At 54.4% G+C, this 21,957-nt stretch carries 19 protein-coding genes; 9 read left to right on the top strand and 10 right to left on the bottom strand.

The genetic code is table 11. From position 1 onward, the window contains the following. Window positions 1–97: 97 nt before the first annotated feature. Window positions 98–1,207 (top strand): ribonuclease D, encoded by a 1,110-nt coding sequence (gene rnd / locus ACZ3HG_RS04065; RefSeq protein WP_465331943.1) that lies wholly within the window; start codon window positions 98–100, stop codon window positions 1,205–1,207. Between the two features lie 51 nt (window positions 1,208–1,258). Here rnd and minE read toward each other — a convergent pair whose 3' ends face one another. Genes minE through minC form a run of 3 tightly spaced genes read right to left on the bottom strand, consistent with a single transcriptional unit; the run spans window position 1,259 to window position 3,085 of the window. Next, the gene (minE, locus tag ACZ3HG_RS04060) at window positions 1,259–1,534 is read right to left on the bottom strand and encodes a cell division topological specificity factor MinE (protein ID WP_191932545.1); all 276 of its coding nucleotides are present in this window, start codon (window positions 1,532–1,534) and stop codon (window positions 1,259–1,261) included. Between the two features lie 3 nt (window positions 1,535–1,537). Further along, window positions 1,538–2,350: a septum site-determining protein MinD gene (minD, locus tag ACZ3HG_RS04055; RefSeq protein ID WP_191932544.1), complete on the bottom strand. Its 813-nt coding sequence runs from the start codon at window positions 2,348–2,350 to the stop codon at window positions 1,538–1,540. A 42-nt stretch (window positions 2,351–2,392) separates the two neighbouring features. Then, a complete protein-coding gene (gene minC, locus ACZ3HG_RS04050) occupies window positions 2,393–3,085 on the bottom strand; it encodes a septum site-determining protein MinC (RefSeq protein WP_191932543.1) in 693 nt (230 codons plus the stop codon). A gap of 156 nt (window positions 3,086–3,241) precedes the next feature. Between minC and ACZ3HG_RS04045 the strand changes: the two genes are divergently transcribed. The 4 genes from ACZ3HG_RS04045 (at window position 3,242) to ACZ3HG_RS04030 (ending at window position 5,917) form a co-directional block, all read left to right on the top strand. Then, window positions 3,242–3,517 carry a YcgL domain-containing protein gene (locus tag ACZ3HG_RS04045; RefSeq protein ID WP_191932542.1) on the top strand — a complete coding sequence of 92 codons (276 nt, stop codon included), beginning with the start codon at window positions 3,242–3,244 and terminating at the stop codon, window positions 3,515–3,517. Window positions 3,518–3,609: 92 nt separating this feature from the next. Beyond that, entirely contained in the window at window positions 3,610–4,662 is a 1,053-nt protein-coding gene (locus tag ACZ3HG_RS04040; RefSeq protein ID WP_191932541.1) for a lytic murein transglycosylase, read from the top strand. A 69-nt stretch (window positions 4,663–4,731) separates the two neighbouring features. After that, window positions 4,732–5,391 carry a fumarylacetoacetate hydrolase family protein gene (locus ACZ3HG_RS04035; RefSeq protein ID WP_191932540.1) on the top strand — a complete coding sequence of 220 codons (660 nt, stop codon included), beginning with the start codon at window positions 4,732–4,734 and terminating at the stop codon, window positions 5,389–5,391. A 76-nt stretch (window positions 5,392–5,467) separates the two neighbouring features. Beyond that, entirely contained in the window at window positions 5,468–5,917 is a 450-nt protein-coding gene (locus tag ACZ3HG_RS04030) for a YcgN family cysteine cluster protein (protein ID WP_191932539.1), read from the top strand. A gap of 103 nt (window positions 5,918–6,020) precedes the next feature. Here the strand turns inward: ACZ3HG_RS04030 and dsbB are convergent, their stop codons facing one another. Then, a complete protein-coding gene (gene dsbB, locus ACZ3HG_RS04025) occupies window positions 6,021–6,551 on the bottom strand; it encodes a disulfide bond formation protein DsbB (RefSeq protein ID WP_191932538.1) in 531 nt (176 codons plus the stop codon). Between the two features lie 309 nt (window positions 6,552–6,860). Here dsbB and fadR point away from each other — a divergent pair, with 309 nt between their 5' ends. After that, window positions 6,861–7,580, top strand: coding sequence for a fatty acid metabolism transcriptional regulator FadR (fadR, locus tag ACZ3HG_RS04020; RefSeq protein WP_191932537.1), 720 nt, complete (start codon window positions 6,861–6,863; stop codon window positions 7,578–7,580). A 99-nt stretch (window positions 7,581–7,679) separates the two neighbouring features. Here the strand turns inward: fadR and ACZ3HG_RS04015 are convergent, their stop codons facing one another. After that, window positions 7,680–9,218, bottom strand: a complete 1,539-nt coding sequence (locus tag ACZ3HG_RS04015; protein WP_191932536.1) for a SpoVR family protein — start codon at window positions 9,216–9,218, stop codon at window positions 7,680–7,682. 510 nt (window positions 9,219–9,728) lie between these two features. Between ACZ3HG_RS04015 and ACZ3HG_RS04010 the strand changes: the two genes are divergently transcribed. Together ACZ3HG_RS04010 and dadX are read left to right on the top strand one after the other, a co-directional pair. After that, entirely contained in the window at window positions 9,729–11,033 is a 1,305-nt protein-coding gene (locus ACZ3HG_RS04010; RefSeq protein ID WP_191932535.1) for a D-amino acid dehydrogenase, read from the top strand. 29 nt (window positions 11,034–11,062) lie between these two features. Further along, window positions 11,063–12,133, top strand: a complete 1,071-nt coding sequence (gene dadX, locus ACZ3HG_RS04005) for a catabolic alanine racemase DadX (RefSeq protein WP_191932534.1) — start codon at window positions 11,063–11,065, stop codon at window positions 12,131–12,133. Between the two features lie 2 nt (window positions 12,134–12,135). Here dadX and ACZ3HG_RS04000 read toward each other — a convergent pair whose 3' ends face one another. The 5 genes from ACZ3HG_RS04000 to yeaG form a co-directional block, all read right to left on the bottom strand. Continuing rightward, window positions 12,136–13,326 carry a multidrug effflux MFS transporter gene (locus tag ACZ3HG_RS04000; protein ID WP_191932533.1) on the bottom strand — a complete coding sequence of 397 codons (1,191 nt, stop codon included), beginning with the start codon at window positions 13,324–13,326 and terminating at the stop codon, window positions 12,136–12,138. A 155-nt stretch (window positions 13,327–13,481) separates the two neighbouring features. Next, on the bottom strand, window positions 13,482–14,951 hold the full coding sequence (gene wbaP / locus ACZ3HG_RS03995; RefSeq protein WP_191932532.1) for an undecaprenyl-phosphate galactose phosphotransferase WbaP: 1,470 nt from the start codon (window positions 14,949–14,951) through the stop codon (window positions 13,482–13,484). Window positions 14,952–15,383: 432 nt separating this feature from the next. After that, window positions 15,384–17,111, bottom strand: a complete 1,728-nt coding sequence (locus ACZ3HG_RS03990) for a potassium/proton antiporter (RefSeq protein ID WP_191932531.1) — start codon at window positions 17,109–17,111, stop codon at window positions 15,384–15,386. 332 nt (window positions 17,112–17,443) lie between these two features. Further along, entirely contained in the window at window positions 17,444–18,724 is a 1,281-nt protein-coding gene (locus tag ACZ3HG_RS03985) for a YeaH/YhbH family protein (RefSeq protein ID WP_191935821.1), read from the bottom strand. Window positions 18,725–18,794: 70 nt separating this feature from the next. Beyond that, on the bottom strand, window positions 18,795–20,729 hold the full coding sequence (gene yeaG / locus ACZ3HG_RS03980) for a protein kinase YeaG (protein ID WP_191932529.1): 1,935 nt from the start codon (window positions 20,727–20,729) through the stop codon (window positions 18,795–18,797). 428 nt (window positions 20,730–21,157) lie between these two features. Between yeaG and ACZ3HG_RS03975 the strand changes: the two genes are divergently transcribed. Continuing rightward, complete coding sequence (locus ACZ3HG_RS03975) at window positions 21,158–21,907, top strand: MipA/OmpV family protein (RefSeq protein ID WP_191932528.1); 750 nt, start codon at window positions 21,158–21,160, stop codon at window positions 21,905–21,907. The last annotated feature ends 50 nt before the right edge of the window (window positions 21,908–21,957 follow it).

Below are 21,957 nucleotides of genomic sequence, written 5' to 3'. Positions count from 1 at the left end.
CGAATTATGCCGGGCTACCCGGCATTTTTATTGCGCACCGACCACTGACCGCTGGCCTGCCTGCCCGCGGCGAGAGAACGCTATTTTGAATTACATCATGATCACCACTAATGAAGCGCTGGCCGAAGTTTGCCAGCGTGCCCGTCAGGTTGCCGCTCTGGCGCTGGACACTGAATTTGTTCGTACCCGCACCTATTACCCTCGTCTGGGCCTCATCCAGCTGTTTGACGGTGAAACCATCTCCCTGATTGATCCGCTGCCAATCACCGACTGGACGCCATTTCGCGACCTTCTGCTGGATCAGCAGGTCGTCAAGTATCTCCATGCAGGAAGTGAAGACCTGGAAGTGTTCCAGCACGAGTTTGGCGTACTGCCGCAGCCGATGATAGATACGCAAATTCTGGCGGCATTCAGTGGGCGTCCGCTGTCCTGTGGTTTTGCCACTATCGTCGAGTCCTTCACCGGTATTGCGCTGGATAAGAGCGAGTCACGCACTGACTGGCTGGCGCGTCCGTTAACAGAAAAACAGTGTGACTACGCCGCCGCGGATGTGTTCTATTTGCTGCCAGTGGCAGAAAAGCTGGTGGCGGAAACGGAAGCGGCGGGGCAGATGGCCGCTGCCCTTGATGAGTGCCGGCTGCTCTGCCAGCGTCGCACCACGGTGACAGACCCGCAGGAGGCGTACCGCGATATCACCAATGCCTGGCAGCTACGCCCCCGTCAGCTTGCTGCACTGCGCCTGCTGGCGGCCTGGCGCCTGACGCTGGCCCGTGAAAAAGACATGGCGGTAAACTTTGTCGTGCGTGAGGAAAATCTGTGGAAGGTAGCGCGCTACATGCCGGGCTCTCTGGGCGAACTTGACCATCTTGGCCTGCCGGGGCAGGAGATCCGTTTTCATGGCAAAGCGCTGGTAGCGATGGTGGCTGAAGCCAGCGCGCTGGATGAGGGTCGGCTACCAGAGCCGGTACCGAATCTGATCGACTACCCACACTATAAACAGGTATTTAAAAGCCTGAAGGCGCTGGTGGCGGAGACCGCAGAAAAGCACGGCGTCAGCCAGGAACTGCTGGCTTCACGTCGTCAGATAAATCAGTTGCTGAACTGGCACTGGAAGCTGAAACCACAGGCGGGTAAACCGGAGCTGATAGATGGCTGGCGTGGGGCGCTGCTGGAAGAGGGCATCGCTGCCGTCCTGGAGGCGGAATAAGCCTGCAATTTTCCCCTGCATTAGCAGGGGAAAATCATGAGCAGGAGAAGATCATTTCGGTGTTTCTTCCGTTTCCGTTTCCGGTAACGTCACGTTCAGTTCGAGAATAGAAATATCGTCATCTTTTTGATCCAGCTTAACGCTCAGCATCTCCGGATCAATTTTCACGTACTTACAGATCACTTCCAGAATGTCCCTTTTCAGCTGCGGCAGATAGTGGGGCTCGTTATCGCCCCTCCTGCGTTCCGCCACGATAATCTGTAGCCGTTCCTTGGCAATATTGGCTGTGCTCTTTTTTCGGGATAAAAAGAAATCGAGTAAGGCCATGGTTTATCCCCCAAACAGGCGTTTCAGGAAACCCTTCTTCTCTTCTTCAATGAAGCGGAAGGGGCGTTCTTCACCGAGCAGACGATCAACGGTATCAGCATAGGCTTTACCTGCGTCAGATTCGGCATCCAGGATCACAGGCTCACCCTGGTTCGAGGCACGTAATACTGACTGGTCTTCCGGGATCACGCCTGCCAGAGGGATACGCAGAATTTCCAGTACGTCCTCCATGCTTAACATGTCACCACGGTTAACGCGACCTGGATTGTAGCGGGTCAGCAGCAGGTGTTCTTTAATCGCATCCTGGCCTCGTTCCGCGCGGCGCGACTTGGAAGAGAGAATGCCAAGGATACGGTCGGAGTCACGCACGGAGGAGACTTCCGGGTTAGTGGTGATGATCGCTTCATCGGCAAAGTACAGAGCCATCAGCGCGCCGGTTTCGATCCCGGCCGGGGAATCACAGACGATGAACTCAAAATCCATGGTCGCCAGGTCATCCAGCACTTTTTCAACGCCGTCACGGGTCAGCGCATCTTTATCACGCGTCTGGGAAGCGGGAAGAATAAACAGATTTTCCGTACGCTTATCTTTAATCAACGCCTGATTCAGCGTGGCATCACCCTGAATAACGTTCACAAAGTCATACACTACGCGGCGCTCACAGCCCATGATCAGGTCAAGATTACGCAGGCCGATATCGAAGTCGATAACGACGGTTTTTTTACCTTTCTGCGCTAAGCCGGTAGCGATGGCCGCGCTGGACGTGGTTTTCCCAACGCCTCCCTTACCCGATGTAACAACAATAATGCGTGCCATATAATAATTTCCTTAAGAAAAGAAAGGGCTCGAGAGCCTGGCTCAGTTCAGTGTTTGTATAGTCAATGCGCCGTCTTTGAGGCAAAGACGCGACGCTTTTCCAAAAAATTCAGCAGGGATCTGATCCATCAGCCAGTAGTTCCCGGCAATAGAGACCAGCTCTGCAGATAAACTGGTGCAAAATATCTGGCAGTTTTTATCGCCAGAGGCACCCGCCAGAGCGCGACCGCGCATCATGCCATAAATGTGGATATTACCGTCTGCAATCAGTTCGGCACCGGCGCTGACGCTGCTTGTGACAATCAGATCGCAGTTTTTTGCATAAATTTGCTGTCCGGAACGGACCGGGGAAGCGATAAGCCGGGTCTTGGTGGCGGGCTGTTCAAACGGAATAGCCACCGGCTTAGCCTCGGCGCTGCGCTTTTGTTCTTTGCCTTCGCTTAATACGGGCAGGCCGGAGCGCGAGATCATCCGCTTTAACTGCTCATCTTTGCAGCCGCTGATGCCAACAATGTGCAAACCCGCTGAGACTATCGCCTGCTGCATCTGGCGCCAGTTAACATCGCTGGTTAACGAAGAAACATTGATCACCACCGGGGCATTTTTCAGAAACGCCGGGGCCTGACTGACCTTTTCCTCAATGGCTTTACGCACGATTTCAGGATCGGTGTGATGCAAATGAACGACCGACAGCGTGAAACTGCTGCCCTTTAACTCGATTGGCGATTGTGACATCTGTCCCGCTCAGTCCTGTTATTTCCTGTCCCGGCTAAATCAGCACCACTTTCAGGTGCTTAATCAAGGCAGGCAATATTCCGAAGTTCTGCAAGCATGTTATAGTTACTGTAATATTCAGGCAAGTGACCATCCCTGTTAATTCGAGTAAAAAATATGTTTTGTGTGATCTACAGAAGTCCCCAGCGCGACCAGACTTATCTTTACGTTGAAAAAAAAGACGATTTTTCTCGCGTCCCGGAGGCGTTGCTTAAGGGCTTTGGTAAACCTAAGCTTGCCATGGTGTTGCCACTGGACGGGAGCAAGAAGCTGGTAGGGGCAGATATTGAGAAAGTGAAAACCGCACTGCGCGAAGACGGTTTTTATTTACAACTTCCGCCCCCACTGGAAAGTCTGCTTAAGATGCATCTTAACGATGTAAAAAAAGATTAATTCGGAATCATCTGCAAATATATCTCTGCCGGACAGGATGCGTCCTGATATTTAAACATTACGGTAGAGATAGCGATAAAAAGGATGCCCGCATGAAGCCGTTAGCCCTTAAAGCCCTCGTTGTTTCTCTTGTACTGACCGGCAGCAGCGTCAGTGACGCCAGCTTCCTTAACCCACCCGCCAGCACCAGCAGTGCCGGTTCCACCGACAGCACGCTGGCAGCGCAGGGGCGCGATCCCGCGCAGTTCCCTGCCTATGTATTGCAGCTCAAAGAGCAGGCCCGCCAGCAGGGCTTCGATCAGGCGACCATCGATACGGCGTTTAACGGGGTTCACTTTGTTGACCGGGTGATCAAATCTGACCGGGGTCAGCTAGAGAATAAGGTGACGCTGGATGACTATCTGACCCGGGTAATAACCCCGGAAAAAATTGCCCAGGGGCGGGAATACCGCCAGCAGTATCAGAACGCACTGCAGCCAATAGCGGCGGCCTCAGGGGTACAGTCAGACTATATTGTTGCTCTGTGGGCGCTGGAGAGCCATTTCGGCAAGATACAGGGTAAGGAAGAGGTGGTATCGGCGCTGGCCACGCTGGCGTTTGAAGGGCGACGTGAAGCCTTCTTCACCAAAGAGCTGATGGCTGCCGTGCGTATTATTCAACGCCAGCAGATGACCGCAGCCGATCTGAAAGGATCCTGGGCCGGTGCGATGGGGCAAAGCCAGTTTATGCCCAGCTCCTTCCTGAACTACGGCAAAGATGGCGACGGCGACGGCAAAATTGATATCTGGAATAATCTGGATGACGTGTTTGCCTCCATTGCTAACTATCTGCAACGTGAAGGCTGGCGCGCCGGGCAGGGCTGGGGGACGGAGGTTACGCTGCCCGCAGGGTTCGATGTGCAGCAGGCCGGACTGAAAACGGCCCAGGCGAAAACACCGGCCCAGTGGCAGCAGGCTGGCGTTCAGGTGATCGATCCGGCAAAGAATAGCGCGCCGGGCCAGCGGGCCTGGATTATCACCCCCCAGGATGGCGGCGGGCGTTCGTTCATGGTTTATGACAATTTCCGTACGCTGATGAACTGGAATCGCTCGTACTATTTCGCTATCAGTATTGGCATGATGGCCGATGCCATTGCCGCGCAGTAACATGACAACCAGCCGCGCTGAGACGGCATGATGCCGACGCAGCCACGCTCACTCATCAGAGGTAAAAGCATGTATCAGCATCATAACTGGCAGGGCGCACTGTTAGATTTTCCGGTAAGCAAAGTGGTGTGTGTGGGCAGCAACTACGCCCAACACATTAAGGAAATGGGCAGTGCCACCCCGACGGAGCCGGTATTATTTATCAAGCCTGAAAGCGCTATCTGTGATATCCGCCAGCCGCTAGCGATCCCCCAGCATTTGGGTGCCGTGCATCACGAGATCGAACTGGCCGTTCTGATTGGCTCTACGCTGAAGCAGGCCACGGAGCAGCATGTGGCGCAGGCGATTGCCGGCTATGGCGTGGCGCTGGACTTAACCCTGCGCGACATTCAGGCGGGCTGTAAAAAAGCCGGACAGCCCTGGGAAAAAGCCAAAGCCTTTGATAATTCCTGTCCGCTGTCAGGGTTTATCCCGGTCAGTGAATTTACCCACGACCCTCAGAATGTAGAGCTGAAACTGATGGTCAATGGCGAAATTCGTCAGCAGGGATCAACGGCAGATATGATCCATAAAATCCTGCCGCTGATTGCCTATATGAGTCAGTTCTTCACGCTGCGCGCGGGTGATGTGATCCTTACCGGCACGCCAGCGGGCGTGGGGCCAATGGCCTCAGGCGATCGTCTCGAAGTCTCGCTGGGCGGTCACGGTGTGGCTACCCGGGTACTGTAAAGTCGGCTGAAAACTTGCAACTGAAGCCCAAACCCTCTATAAGGGCGGGGCTTTTTACTTTTACCGGACACCCAACATGACTGATACCCCTTTCTGGCAGCGGAAAACGCTGGAACAAATGAGCGACGAGGAATGGGAGTCCTTATGTGATGGCTGTGGCCAGTGCTGCCTGAATAAACTGCAGGACGCCGACACCGATGAAATCTATTTCACCAACGTCGCCTGCAACCAGCTGAACATTAAAACCTGTCAGTGCCGCAATTACGACACCCGCTTCGAGCTGGAAGAGGATTGCATTAAGCTGACCCGCGATAATCTGCCGACCTTCCAGTGGCTGCCGCCGAGCTGCGCCTATCGCGTACTGGCCGAAGGCAAAACGCTGCCGCCCTGGCATCCTCTGCGCAGCGGTTCGCGTGCTGCCATGCATGCCGCGCGGATCTCGGTACGCCATATTGCCGTGCATGAAAGCGAAGTGGTTGACTGGGAAGAGCACATTATTAACCGTCCGCGCTGGTACGGTAAATAATCACGCAGGTGGGAACAGGATGGGAAAGCTCCGCTGAGGCGGGGCTTTTTTTATGCCCGCGAGAAAAGAGCAGTACAGGCGGGCCGTAGCCCGCCCGCCGGGATTAACGCGAGAACAGATCGCGTCGTTTCGGCCGGAAAGGCTGACTGATCAGCACCAGTACGGCGATAGCCAGATACACGGCAAAGATACCTGCCAGCCACTGCGGCATGCCTAGCGTCAGGAAGGACCAGGACTTCTCAGCACAGTCACCGCTGGCAACGAAGACCGAAGGCAGCCACTTATCCAGCGGAAGCCAGGTTGGGAAGCGGGCCGCAAAATCGCAGGTGGCAAACGGAGAAGGGTGCAGCTGGATCATAGTGTGTTCCCACGCCAGCCTTACGCCTTCCCAGGCACTGTACAACCATATCAGGATCGCCACCCAGCGCAGCGGTGTTTTGGGGGCGATGGCACCGACAAGGCCTGCGCCCATAATGCCAAACAGGGCACAACGTTCATAAATACACATTACACAGGGTTTCAGCATCATGACATGCTGAAAGTAGAGTGCGGTCATCTCAAGCGCAAAAGCAGTCAGGGCCATCAGCAGCCACGCACCACGACCGCGAGAGCAGCTATTCAGGTATCTCAACATTCGTCTGTCCGTCTGGAATACATTTGTACGGCAGTGTAAACGAAAAGCCGCTGCAATCCAGCCAGCCGGGAGAAAAATTTAAGCAGGAAAATGACTTAAATTAATTCTGCCGGGAATAAATATCCTTTTTCCTGCCTGGGTCAGATACCTGACAAAGCGTGGCTGAACACCCCGTCTGACGGGCAACAGAGAAAGTCAGTTTTTTGCAGACGATCGCTTTTTCCTCCCCGGGTGAGCTAGGTGATGCCTGGTGCGTCTGGTATGATGAGCTGAATATTGAAGAAATAAACGCAACGGAAAAAGAACGCTATGGTCATTAAGGCGCAGAGCCCGGCGGGTTTCGCTGAAGAGTACATTATTGAAAGTATCTGGAACAGCCGCTTCCCCCCTGGGTCAATACTGCCCGCTGAACGTGAACTGTCTGAACTGATCGGCGTGACCCGTACAACATTACGTGAAGTCCTGCAGCGACTGGCACGCGACGGCTGGCTGACAATCCAGCACGGCAAACCCACCCGGGTCAATAACTTCTGGGAAACGTCCGGACTGAGCATTCTTGAAACTCTGGCCCGTCTTGATCACGACAGCGTGCCGCAGCTGGTGGACAACCTGCTCTCCGTACGGACCAATATTTCTTCAATCTTTATCCGTCGTGCTATACGCACCTACCCGGATAAAGCGCGTGAAGTGCTGGAAACTGCCAATCACGTTGAAGATCAGGCTGAGGCCTATACCAACCTGGATTACAGCATTTTCCGCGGACTGGCATTTGCCTCCGGCAACCCGATTTATGGCCTGATCATCAACGGCCTGAAAGGGTTATATACCCGCGTGGGGCGTCACTACTTCTCTAACCCTGAGGCGCGGCGTCTGGCCCAGGCTTTTTATCAGCAGCTCCTCACCATTCTGCAGACCCAGCAGTACGATCAAATCGTGGATAGTGTGCGTGACTACGGTCGCCGCAGCGGTGAAATCTGGCACGCCATGCAAACCAGCATGCCGACCGATTTACCCCCCCCGCGCCGTTAACCGACGCCAGCAATGTAAAAAGGGCTGACCGCTACTGCGGTCAGCCCTTTTTTTGTCAGGCGGCAGACCGGCTGCCGGGCCGGTCACTGCCGGGTGGTGTCAGAGCGTGCCTCCGGGACGGGGAGGGCAGCGATCAAGAAGTTCGACGGTGCCATCATCATTCTGCTGTTCCAGATTGATGTCGAAGCCCCACAGGCGGTGCACGTGTTTCAGCACCTCACGACGGCTTTTGTCCAGCGGCGCACGGTTATGCGGCACGTAACGAAGGGTCAGGGAGCGGTCACCGCGCAGATCGACGTCATAGACCTGAATATTGGGTTCCAGATTGCTCAGGTTGTACTGGGCGGAAAGCTGCTGGCGAATCGCCCGGTATCCCGCCTCATCATGGATCGCCGCAATCTCCAGGAAGTTATTCCGGTCATCATCCAGCACGGTAAACAGGCGGAAGTCCCGCATCACCTTGGGCGACAGGAACTGACTGATAAAGCTCTCATCCTTAAACTCCTTCATGGCAAAGTGCAGCGTATCCAGCCAGTCTGAACCGGCAATATCCGGGAACCAGTGGCGGTCTTCTTCCGTCGGCGCTTCGCAGATACGCTTAATATCCTGGAACATCGCAAAGCCGAGCGCATACGGGTTGATACCGTTGTACCACTGGCTGTTGTAGGGCGGCTGGAATACCACGTTGGTGTGGCTGTGCAGGAACTCCAGCATAAAGCGCTCTGACACTTTTCCTTCGTCATACAGATGATTCAGGATGGTGTAGTGCCAGAAGGTCGCCCAGCCTTCATTCATTACCTGGGTTTGTTTTTGCGGATAAAAATACTGGCTAACCTTTCTGACAATGCGCAGGCATTCACGCTGCCACGGCTCCAGCAGCGGGGCATTCTTTTCCATAAAATAGAGCAGGTTTTCCTGTGGTTCGGCAGGATAGCGAGTGCTGGAAAAAGGGGTTTCCTCACGCTCACGGCGCGGCAGAGTGCGCCACAACATATTGACCTGGCTTTGCAGGTACTCTTCGCGGCTCTTCTGCCGGGCTTTCTCCTCCTGCAGGGAAATTTTCTGCGGACGTTTATAGCGGTCTACGCCGTAGTTCATTAAAGCGTGGCAGGAGTCCAGCAGGCGCTCAACGTTTTCCACGCCATACCGTTCTTCACACTCGGTAATGTAATTACGCGCAAAGATCAGGTAATCAACGATTGAGCTGGCATCCGTCCAGCTGCGAAAGAGATAGTTATTCTTGAAAAAGGAGTTGTGCCCGTAGCAGGCGTGGGCCATGACCAGCGCCTGCATCGTCATGGTGTTCTCTTCCATCAGATAGGCGATACAGGGGTTGGAGTTAATGACGATTTCGTAGGCCAGGCCCTGCTGACCATGCTTGTAACGCTGTTCGGTTTCGATAAATTTCTTACCGAACGACCAGTGCGCATAGTTGATGGGCATCCCCACGCTGGAGTATGCGTCCATCATCTGTTCCGAGGTGATCACCTCGATCTGATGGGGATAAGTATCCAGCCGGTAGGATTTCGCGACGCGGTCAATCTCCCTGAGGTATACATCAAGCAGATCGAAGGTCCAGTCTGGTCCATCATCGAGTCGTTTGCTGTCCTTAACCGGAACGTCAAAGATCGTGGTCATAGCGCACTCCTTTTTATAAAACCGGATTATCCTGCGGCAGAATCTCCGTTTTCATGTCGACCTGTCCGCACCCGGATGGCGCGGAGAAGCCTGGAATTAAAGCCAATATCTCAATGATAGTTCACTGTCTCTTATCCCTCCCGTTAAAACAATTGAAATCTACGATACAAAATCCATCCTTGTTTAAAAAAAGATTTTTACGTGATGGTAAATCCACTTTCAACACTCTTTTGTGGAATAAAATTCTGTTTATAACCTTATGTTATGGCACGGTGGGAATGTTCTGGCATTAGCGCATTTATGCTATTTACTGTTTATTATCTGCTTTAAAAAGCAATAAGGCAGATTATGCTACTGAATTTGGCGCTCAATGTTGTTTTTATTTACCTGCAGGGTAAAAAAGATGTGAAATATGCCAGCGCAATGTGAATGTTATCACTGGTGTTTTCCTCCGTCATGTGGGCGATAATCCAGTGCATAATGCTATTATTTTTGTCTGTGGGGGTAGGTATGCGAGTTGTCATTTTGGGCAGTGGCGTCGTCGGCGTGGCCAGCGCCTGGTATCTGGCCCAGGCCGGGCATGAGGTGACGGTTATCGATCGTCAGCCAGCCGCCGCGCTGGAAACCAGCGCGGCCAATGCCGGTCAAATCTCGCCGGGCTATGCCGCTCCGTGGGCGGCCCCTGGCGTGCCGCTGAAAGCCGTTAAATGGATGTTCCAGCGCCATGCACCTCTTGCCATCCGCCTGGACGGCAGCCGTTTCCAGCTGGCCTGGATGTGGCAGATGCTGCGCAACTGCGACATGCGTCATTACCAGCAGAATAAGAGCCGGATGGTGCGCATTGCGGAGTACAGTCGCGACTGCCTGAAAGCACTGCGCCAGGAAACCGGTATCGCCTATGAGGGGCGACAGGGCGGCACGCTGCAACTGTTCCGCACGGCCCAGCAGTATGAGAGCGCGGCAAAAGATATCGCCGTACTGAAAGAGGCGGGTGTGCCCTATGAACTACTGGAAGCTGCCCAGCTTCGTCAGGCAGAACCGGCGCTGGCGGCCACTCAGCATAAGCTGACCGGCGGGCTGCGTTTGCCTAATGACGAAACGGGAGACTGTCAGCTCTTTACCCAGCGCCTGGCAGCCATGGCTGCGGAGGCGGGGGTAACTTTCCGTTACAACACTGCAGTGGATGCTCTGGAACAGGAAGGGAATCGTATCACCGGCGTCAGATGCGGCAGTGAACGGATCACCGCCGACGCCTACGTTGTGGCCTTTGGTTCATTTTCGACGGCGCTGCTGGACGGCATTGTTAACGTGCCGGTTTACCCGCTAAAAGGGTATTCCCTGACAATACCGATAACGGATGCCGGGGCTGCCCCGATCTCTACCGTGCTGGACGAAACCTACAAAGTGGCCATTACCCGATTTGATGACCGTATCCGTGTTGGGGGGATGGCCGAAATCGTCGGGTTTAACACCCGTCTGTTACCTGCGCGCCGCCGCACGCTGGAGATGGTAGTCGGCGATCTCTTCCCCCAGGGGGGCAATATTGAACAGGCAACGTTCTGGAGCGGTTTACGCCCGATGACACCGGATGGAACGCCTGTTGTAGGTCGTACCCCTTTGAAAAACCTGTTCCTTAATACCGGTCATGGTACTCTTGGCTGGACGATGGCCTGTGGTTCTGGACAGCTCCTGGCGGATCTTATTTCCGGCGTGACACCGGCGATTTCTGCTGACGATCTGTCCGTTATGCGCTACCTGCCCGGTTTTATTCCGGCACCGGCCCGCACGACGCTGCACAGCGCCAACGTTCGTTAACGCATCGTATTGTTTTACAAGGAGAGGGTATGGCTCGTCCGATTGTCGCAACGATTAACCGCGCCGCGTTGCGGCAAAATCTGGCAGTAGCGCGCCAGGCTGCTGGCGGCTCACGCCTGTGGTCAGTGGTCAAAGCCAACGCTTACGGACACGGGATTGAACGTGTCTGGCAGAGCCTGGCGGATACCGACGGTTTCGCCCTGTTAAATCTTGAAGAGGCGATCCTGCTGCGCGAGTGCGGCTGGAAAAAACCGATCCTTCTGCTGGAGGGATTCTTCCATCCTGAGGACCTGGCGATCGTCGATCGCTACCGGCTGACCACAAGCGTACACAGTAACTGGCAGATCCAGGCCCTGGCGAAAGCGTCCCTCTCTGCCCCGGTGGATATCTACCTGAAAATGAATAGCGGAATGAACCGGCTGGGCTTTCAGCCCGGACAGGTACATAACGCCTGGCAGAAGCTGCGTTCGCTCGGTAACGTCGGTGAGATAACGCTGATGGCCCATTTTGCCGAAGCAGAAACAGCGGAAGGCATTGCCGAACCGCTCAGACGCATTGACGAGGCCGCCGAAGGTCTGAACTGCCCACGTTCGCTGGCGAACTCGGCCGCCACGCTGTGGCATCCGCAAACGCACCATGACTGGGTGCGTCCGGGGATTATTCTGTATGGTGCCTCTCCGAGCGGCCAGTGGCAGGACATTGCCAGCAGCGGTCTGCAGCCGGTGATGACGCTGACTTCCGACATCATCGGCATTCAGCAGCTGACGGCCGGTAGCGGAGTCGGCTACGGCAGCCGCTACCGTGCAACGGGCGAGCAGCGTATCGGTGTGGTGGCCTGTGGCTATGCAGACGGCTATCCGCGCCATGCTCCCACCGGTACGCCGGTGATGGTGGATGGGGTGCGCACACAGGTAGTGGGCGCCGTTTCGATGGATATGATCACCGTCGATTTAACCCCGTGCCCGCAGTCTGGCATCGGCAGTCAGGTGGAGCTGTGGGGGAATAACGTGAAGATTGATGAAGTGGCTGCGGCATCCGGCACCGTGGGATATGAGCTGATGTGCGCGCTCGCCCCCAGAGTGCCGGTGATTGTTGACTGAACTCAGAGCGCGGTCAGCGTACCGCGCACTTTTTTGCTCATCCGCCACGCGGTCAGTGCCAGCAGGGCTCCGGCCACCATCATCAGAGCCAGGGCAGATTTTTCTGCAATGGGCAGCGCCATCACCAGCAGACCGGCGGCCGAACCGCCCGCCATCTGAATGAAACCAGCCAGCGCCGAGGCCACCCCCGCCTGCTGCTGATAAGGTTCCAGCGCGTAGCTGGTCGCGGGTCCCACGGTGAAAGCCAGCCCGGCAACGGAGATGGCCACCGGCAGCATATACAGCGCCCAGTGCGTCTGTGCGGCGACAGGGAACAGCACTACCCCTGCCATCAGTGATACCGCGCCCAGCGTCATCGCCAGTGCGCCTGTGGCCAGACAGACAGGACGGCCGAGCTTGCGGATCATCTTATTCACCAGCACACTCACCAGCATGATCCAGAATCCGTTGGCCCCGAAGGCAATGGAGAACTGGAGCGCGCTGAGTTTTCCTTCGGTCATCAGCACCTGCGGGGCCAGCGAGACATAGGTCAGTACCATACCCAGCGCCCCGGCGTTAGCAAAGGCGAAGGCAAGGAAACGCGGCTGACGCAGGATCTGCCAGTATTGCCGTACCGGCAGGCTTTTTACCTTCTGCGTATCGGCAGGACGGGTTTCCGGCAGGAAAACGATCACCAGCAGGGTGATAAACAGCGCATAGCCCGTCAGGAACCAGAAGTTCGCCCGCCAGCCGAACGCACCGGCCAGCACTCCACCAAGTAAAGGGGCGAGCGCCGGAACGATATTCAGGGCACCGTTTAAAAAACCGTAGGCGCGTGCCGCCTCGTCGCCATTCAGGCGGTCGCGCACGCCGCTGAATGCCACTACGGCGGTACAGCATACGGCACAACCCTGAATAACGCGGGCGCTGAGGAACTGAGGCCAGCCACTGGCCGTTGCCGCCAGTACGCTGCCCGCGACATACAGTAACAGGCCGGTCAGCGCGACAGGTTTACGGCCAAGATTATCAACCAGCGGACCGGCAATAATCTGACCCAGGCCCATCACCAGTAAAAACAGCGGGATGGTGGTCTGGATAGCAGAAACCGGCGTGTTCAGACCGACAGCGATATCGGGCAGCGTGGGCAGATAGAGATCGATGCCCAGTGGCGCAAGCAGCACCAGGCTCAGTAACAGTAGCGTAAATTTTTGCATGGCAGGTGAGGCGTCCAGAGTAAAGCAAGCCGGACAGGGTAAAGATAACCGACAGAAAAGAAAAGGGGAAAGTGATCAACGCGGGGAGGGAGAGTGTCAATCGTCATTGCCACGGTGGCAATGACGATGACAGTCAGAGATACAGAGCGGGCCGGTTAATACGCACCGTCGCGGCGCAGTACCACCCCGGCGGTTTTAAACAGAATGGCAATATCCGTCCACAGCGCCCAGTTTTTGACGTACCAGGAATCGAAGTACACGCGGGTATCATAATCGATATCGTTGCGGCCGCTGACCTGCCACAGGCCGGTCATGCCCGGTTTGGCCATCAGATAGTAATCAACATCACCGGCGTAACGTTCCAGCTCGGCTTCGATTACCGGACGCGGCCCCACCAGACTCATTTCTCCGCGGATCACATTCCATAGCTGTGGCAGTTCGTCCAGGCTGGTCTTGCGCATAAATGAACCAATCTTCGTCACCCGGGGATCGTTCTTCAGTTTGAAGTCCTTATCCCATTCGGTCCGCGCCTCTTCGCTGGTGGCCAGCAGTGTTTCCAGCACTTCTTTAGAGTTCATCACCATTGAGCGGAATTTAAGGCATTTAAACTTTTTACCGTCCTGGCCGACACGTTCATGGCCGTAAATCGGGCTGCCGCCATCACGGCTGACCAGCCAGCAGATCAGGCCAAAGGCCGGGGCCAGAAACAGCAGCAGCAGCGACGCGACGACCACATCAAAGGTACGCTTGAGGAAGCGGGATGAACGTTTCGCCAGGTTATTGCTGACGCGTAGCAGCATTACTTCATGACTGAAGATAAAGGACATGTCAGTGCCGTACAGGGGAACCCCTCGCAGGGTGGGCACCACGGAGACAGAACGACACTTCTTCTTCGACAGTAGCTTCAGCCATTTATCGCGACTGGCGCGCTGGTCGTTCTCCATGGCAACGATAAACTGGGTGTTATCCAGGTCGACGCTGTCCCAGACGATATCCTTATGGGTGATCACCGGAATACCGTTGAACGACTCCGCGCCATCCTTCTCCCCGGAAGCGGCGACAAACGCTTTAACGTCGTAACCCAGCAGCTCTTCACTTTGCAGCGCCGCATAGGCTTCACGGGCATTTTTACCGGAACCGATGATAATCGTGTGTTTCTGCCACTGGCCGGCTTTCAGGATGGCATTCTTTACGCAGGAGCGCAGGAGAGGCACCAGAATTAAGGCATACAGCCAGGTGAAGCTCCACAGCATGCGGGAAAAATCCCATTTGGAAAACGCAATCAGTGCCAGGTCTAACAGTGAGAAAATCACCAGCGTTTTAATAATTTCTTTTAATTCAAACCAGAAGGGTTTGCGATAAGTATAGTGACGCAGCCGCATCCAGAACCAGGCGGTACATAATACTGACATTACGGATTGTGCAATAAAACGGACTTCAACTTCCTGCGGTGGGATAAAAATATCCAGGTTACCCCAAATACCCTGCAATGTGGCAGCGGATAAAAACAGGGCCAGATTGATAGAGAGTAAATCTGAAAAACTTAACGCAACTTTCGCAATAACATTCTTACGTGTGCCGCTAAACGTACGGCGACTGTCGTTGAGTACCAGAGTACTTGCCATAATGCCTGCTCTCTTTTAATGAGAAATCAATGACCTGACGAGGATTCAGCCCGCGTGCAGGCGTCTCTACATTAACCCCTTTGGGTTTATCAGACTGACGTTGTGTGGCCATTATTGTTACGGTGTTCAGGGCAGCGGAGCGGTGGTTTAAAGAGGGTGACCACACAATTCCGTCACATAATGAAGAATGAAGTATGCAGGAGTTAATTGTGTTAGTTAATACGGGATAATCCTAAAATCAGGTGAAAAATCAAACAGCGGATTAATCTTAAGGGGAGAGTGAAGCGGGCTGTAATAATTAAAAATGATGACAGTGGGATAAATGAATAAAGGCGATTTGATGAATCTGAACGCCTCACAGATAACAATTCTGTATTCCAATTTTGTCAGAAGGCAGAGTGCCTCTGCCAGCGGGCAGAGGCGCGGAGGAGGTTATTCTTTCTCTTCCTGAACCTTGACGCCAATCTTCACAATTTCATTGGCTTCTTTTTCTGCTACCGTCCAGATCATGTTTTTCCATTCCACCTGATCACCCACCACCGGTGCTCCGCCAATCAGGCCCAGCACCAGTTGGCCCAGCGTCTGATGCGTGTCGGCATCGTCATCCAGCTCAATACCGTAAATCTCTGAGACATCGTGCAGGCGGGCATCGGCCTGCAAAATAAAGTCACCAAAGAAGCGCTGATCGAGCGAAACCGGCGGTGACTGGCTGAACAGCTTACCCAGTGCCGGAAGATCCCGTTCGCGGCCGATGACGCACAGCACGTCATTCTCTCTCAGGCGTGTGCTACCCGTCGGGTGCAGCAGCAGATTGTCACGGAAAAGGGCAGCAATGCGTGTTTCCCGTGGCATCACCAGGTCGCGCAGCGCGGCACCCACACACCACTTGTCCGCGCTGAGCTGATAAACAAACTGCTCCCACGGGTTTTCCGGGTGAATATCCAGACCCACGCGGGAGATGGGGGAAGCCATCGGCGGCACCACCACGCGCGCCTTGCGCGCTGCCCAGCCCAGTGATGTTCCCTGAACCATCAACGATACCAGCACCACAAAGAAGGCAATATTGAAGAACAGCGAGGCATGGGGCAGCCCCGCCATCATCGGGAAGACGGCGAGAATGATCGGCACCGCGCCGCGAAGTCCGACCCAGCTGATAAACACCCGTTCGCGAATGTTGAAGCCGCGAAACGGCAACAGTCCGATCATCACCGACAGCGGACGGGCAACCAGAATCAGGCAGAGCGACAGCAGGGTGGCAGGGATAGCGATATGCCACAGGTCCGTCGGATTAACCAGCAGACCAAGAACCAGGAACATGCCAATCTGACTCAGCCAGGCCATACCGTCGAAGGTTTGCAGAATGCCATGCCGGTTGCGGATCGGCCGGTTGCCCAGCACATAGCCACACAGATAAACGGCCAGGATACCGCTGCCTTCCAGGACGGTGGTCAGGGCAAACACCAGAATGCCGCCGCTGACCGCGAGCAGTGGATAGAGGCCGCTGGCCAGTGAAACGCGGTTAATCAGCTGCAATAAGGCCCAGCCGCCGCCCAGACCGAGCACGATGCCCAGGCCAAACTGCTGTACCAGGTGCACGACAAACATCCAGCTTAAGCCACTCTCGCCGTTCTGGATCATTTCGATCAGGGTGATAGTCAGGAAAACGGCCATCGGGTCGTTGCTGCCGGACTCAATTTCCAGTGTGGCGCTGACGCGTTCGTTCAGCCCCTTGCCGCCCAGCAGAGAAAACACGGCGGCGGCATCGGTGGAGCCGATAATGGCCCCAACCAGAAAACCGTTCATCAGATTGAGGTCAAACAGCCAGGCAGCGGCCAGTCCGGTCAGGCCTGCGGTGATCAGCACGCCGACCGTAGCCAGGGACAGCGCCGGACCTAACGCCACTTTAAAGGAGCTGGCCTGAGTTCGCATTCCCCCATCCAGCAGGATCACGGCCAGAGCGAGGTTACTGATCAGATAGGCGGCAGGATAGTTGTCAAAAGCAATCCCGCCGATGCCGTCAACGCCGGCCAGCATGCCCAGCACGAGGAAGATCACCAGAATCGGAATGCCCAGCCGGGAGGAAAAAGAACTCAGGAGAATGCTCGACGCAACCAGCACAGAACCAATAATGAACAAACTATAAATCGCGCTGGCTTCCAAAGGGCACCTCTCAGTCACGTAAAAAAAACCGGATTCACCGGGGCGGCAGGCCGCAGTAAAAGGTCAAAATCTGAACGCAAGCTATGTGCATCCAGAAAAAATTTATAACTCAGGATAAAATATCGCAAAACAAGCAGAAGTAAATGCCGCACAGTGCGCCGAAAATGGCCTTTAATTGGCCAATGGGCGACTGGGCATCAAATAAACGGTATGAAAACGCGATAAAAGCCTGTTACTGGCTATTATGCCACGTGAAAGCCGTCGGTAAGGTAACAATGCGAGGACAGGGCAGAAATATCTCAGCCGACAGGGTGCCGGCTGAGGAGGCGGCGTCAGTATTTCTCTTCCACCTGTTTATGGAACAGGGCGCGGAACACCGGATAAATGTCTTCGGGTTCACGTATGTGCTGAATGGCAAAATTATCGAACGTGGACTGCAAATGTTCATATTCGCGCCACAGGGTCTGGTGGGCGCGCCGGGTGATTTCAATATAACTGTAGTAACGCACCACCGGCAGAATGTTTTTCGCCAGAATTTCGTGGCACAGCGGGGAGTCATCAGCCCAGTTGTCGCCATCCGAGGCCTGTGCTGCATAGATGTTCCACTGTGTGGGGTCGTAGCGCTCCCTGACTACCTCATCCATCAGTTTGAGCGCGCTGGAGACAATTGTCCCGCCAGTTTCCTGCGAGTAGAAAAACTCCTGCTCGTCGACCTCCTTTGCCTGGGTGTGGTGACGAATGTAAACCACATCGACATTTTTATAAGTCCGGCTGAGGAACAGATACAGCAGGATATAAAAGCGCTTGGCCATATCCTTAGTGGCCTGGTCCATCGAACCGGATACATCCATCAGGCAGAACATAACGGCCTGGCTGGAAGGCTCCGGTCGCTTCTCGAAATTCTTATAGCGCAGGTCAAATGTATCAATGAAGGGCACGCGCTTGATGCGGGCGCGCAGTTCATCAATTTCCAGCCTGAGGCGCTCCTCTTCCAGCAGTTGAGCCGGTTCGCTGTTTTCAACCCGCAGCAGGGTCTCTTCCAGTTCGGCCAGTAAACGACGCTTACCTGCGGTCATAGCGGTGCGGCGTGCCAGCGAGTTCTGCAGGGAGCGCACCACGCTGATATTGGCCGGTACGCCGTTAGCGGTGTAGCCTGCACGGTGGGTTTTATACTCATTCAGCTGCCGGTGCTGGTTTTTTTTCAGATTCGGCAGGGCAAGGTCCTCAAACAGCAGATCGAGGTATTCATCTTTAGAAATGTTAAAGACAAATTCATCCTGGCCTTCACCGTCCTTGCCGGCATTTCCCTGACCACTTCCACTGCCGCCACCCCCTCCCTGAGGACGTTCCACCCGGTCATTTTGCACAAAGTGGTCATTTCCCGGGTGTACGCGATGGCGTTCACCGCCGCGGCCCTGGTGAAATCCCGGCTCGTTAATATCTTCTACTGGAATAGAGACGGATTCCCCGCTCTCAACGTCGGTCACCGAACGCTTGTTGATGGCCTCGGAAATCGACTGTTTGATTTGCGATTTATAGCGGCGCAAAAAGCGCTGACGGTTCACCGCGCTTTTGTTTTTACCGTTAAGACGCCGATCGATAAAATAGGCCATAGCTCCCCCAAACAGTGTTGCCGTCCGGACCAGCCTTGCTGCACGGGTCCGGATGGGTGCGACTTCCGAATCAGGATGATTTTCTAACGCGCAAATACCATTCACACAGCAGGCGAACCTGTTTGCGGGTGTAGCCTTTCTCCATCATGCGGTCGACAAAATCGTCGTGTTTTTTCTGCTCATCCGTGGATGTTTTTGCGTTAAAGGAGATAACCGGCAGCAGCTCCTCGGTATTCGAGAACATTTTCTTCTCGATCACGGTGCGGAGTTTTTCATAGCTGGTCCAGTTCGGATTCCGCCCGTTATTATGTGCCCGGGCGCGTAGCACGAAGTTGACAATCTCATTACGGAAATCTTTCGGGTTACTGATCCCCGCCGGTTTTTCAATTTTCTCCAGCTCCGCATTCAGGGACTCACGATCAAACAGCTGGCCGGTATCCGGGTCGCGGTATTCCTGATCCTGGATCCAGAAGTCAGCGTATGTGACGTAGCGGTCGAAAATATTCTGACCATACTCGGAATAAGACTCCAGGTAAGCCGTCTGGATCTCCTTGCCGATAAACTCAGCGTATTTCGGGATCAGGTAGCCTTTCAGATGTTCAAGATACTTCTCAGCCTGTTCCTGAGGGAACTGTTCGCGGTCGATCTGCTGTTCCAGTACATAAAACAGGTGTACCGGGTTGGCTGCCACTTCCGCGTGATCAAAGTTAAACACGCGGGAAAGTATTTTAAAGGCAAAGCGCGTGGATAAACCGTTCATTCCTTCGTCCACGCCCGCATAGTCACGGTACTCCTGATAGGATTTCGACTTAGGATCGGTATCTTTCAGGCTCTCCCCGTCATAGACGCGCATCTTCGAATAGGTGCTGGAGTTTTCCGGCTCTTTCAGGCGTGAAAGAATTGAGAACCGTGCCAGGGTTTCCAGCGTGCCTGGCGCACACGGTGCGTGCGTCAACTCGCTGTTCACCAGCAGTTTGTCGTAAATCTTAATCTCTTCCGAGACCCGCAGGCAGTAAGGGACTTTGACAATGTAAACACGGTCAAGGAAGGCCTCATTGTTTTTGTTATTGCGGAAGGTCACCCATTCAGATTCGTTAGAGTGGGCAAGGATAATACCGTTGAACGGCAGGGCAGAGATCCCCTCCGTCCCGTTGTAGTTCCCTTCCTGCGTGGCGGTCAGCAGGGGATGCAGCACCTTAATCGGTGCCTTAAACATTTCTACGAACTCCATAATGCCCTGGTTGGCCCGGCACAGCGCCCCCGAATAGCCATAGGCATCCGGATCGTTCTGAGCGTGATTTTCCAGCTTACGGATATCCACTTTCCCCACCAGCGCAGAGATATCCTGGTTATTCTCATCACCGGGTTCAGTTTTGGCTATGGCCACCTGTTCCAGAATGGAAGGCCAGACTTTGACGACTTTAAAGCGGGTGATATCGCCGCCAAAATCATGCAGGCGCTTTGCCGCCCACGGCGACATGATGGTACCCAGGTAGCGGCGCGGTACGCCGTACTCTTTTTCCAGAATATGGGCATCTTCCTGCGGATTAAACAGGCACAGCGGATGGTCGTTGACCGGGCTGCGCTCCCCGTCCGCCGTCAGCACATAAATCGGTACGCGTTGCATCAGGGATTTGAGACGTTCAGCGAGGGAAGACTTCCCGCCGCCCACCGGTCCCAGAAGGTAGAGGATCTGTTTCTTCTCTTCCAGTCCCTGTGCTGCGTGTTTCAGGTAGGAGACAATCTGCTCAATCGCATCTTCCATACCATAAAATTCTTCAAAAGCCGGATAACGGGCGACCACTCGGTTTGAAAACAGTCGGGAAAGTCGTGGCTCCAGGGCGGTATCCACCATCACTGGCTCACCAATAGCCATTAACAGTCGTTCCGCCGCGTTGGCGTAAGCACTGCGATCCTGACGACAAATGGTCAGAAATTCCTGCAGTGTGAACTCTTCGTCCTTGGCAGCTTCATAGCGCTGACGGTAGTGATCGAATATATTCATGGGATGCCCGTCCTTTCTTTTTTAGCACAGGTACCAGGAGCCTAAGAAGAGTCAGCCCCTGAAGGAACTTAAGTGAGTACAGCAACCCTTATGCCAACCTGACGGTTTTATCGGGCGGGATAACATTGCCGCTCACTCTACTCGTTGGAATTTAGCGTCTTATAATTAAGCGTAGATCGCATTCAGGAAATTTCCTGACGGGTCTGCCATTTTCAATGAAATTTCAATAACAAAGTCATAAAGCGGCAAAACAAAGGCCTTGTCTGACGCGGGCTGACAGACTTTTGTAAAACAACCCTGCCCATTACAATTGGGAATGTGTCGGATAATTGATGATATGTGCTACTAATCATGTAAATTTATGACTCTGTCCGCCCATACTGTTTAAACTGATCAGTTGATTGTTATATTAATGGAATGAATAAATTGTGAACCAATTCAAACTTACAGCGCTTACTGTTCTTTTACCTGCCTGTTTTGCTGCGCCACTCGCACAGGCCAACCCGCTGACGCTGGGCGCGTCTCTGCTTTACAGTCAGAGCCCTTATAAAAGCGGGCAGGACCGTTACTATCCCGTGCCCATCGTTAACTATGAAGGCGACAGCTTCTATATCCGCAGTCTGCAGGCGGGTTACTATCTGTGGAAAGATCCGCAGGACCAGCTGTCTCTGACCGTGCTGGGCTCACCGCAAAACTACGATCCAGACGATGCGGACGACAGTGACATGAAGTCACTGAATAAACGGCATATGACCCTGATGGGCGGTGTCGCTTACCGTCACAGTGCCGACTGGGGGATTGTCCGCACTACGCTGGTAGGGGATATGCTGGATAACAGCAACGGCATTATCTGGGACCTGACCTATCTCTATCGCTTCGAATTCAGCCAGTTCAGCCTGACGCCGGGTATCGGTGCGCTGTGGAGCAGTTCTAATCAGAATAACTATTACTACGGTATCTCGTCTGCGGAATCGCGCCGCAGCGGACTGGATCGCTACGATGCAGACAGCAGCTGGAGCCCGTATGTTGAACTGACCGCCGGCTGGAATATCAGCGAACACTGGAATGCCACGCTGGCCGGCCGCTACAGTCGCCTGGGCGATGAGATCAAAGACAGCCCGATGGTCGACACCAGCTCTCAGATGCTGCTGTGGACCGGGGTCAGTTATACCTTCTGATGCCAGCCAGTCTGCACCATAAAAGGGCGCTTCGCGCCCTTTTTGCCAGA

It is taken from the genome of Erwinia sp. PME.40.26/001, from assembly GCF_055556675.1.
This window is presented reverse-complemented; position numbering and strand designations above follow the sequence as displayed.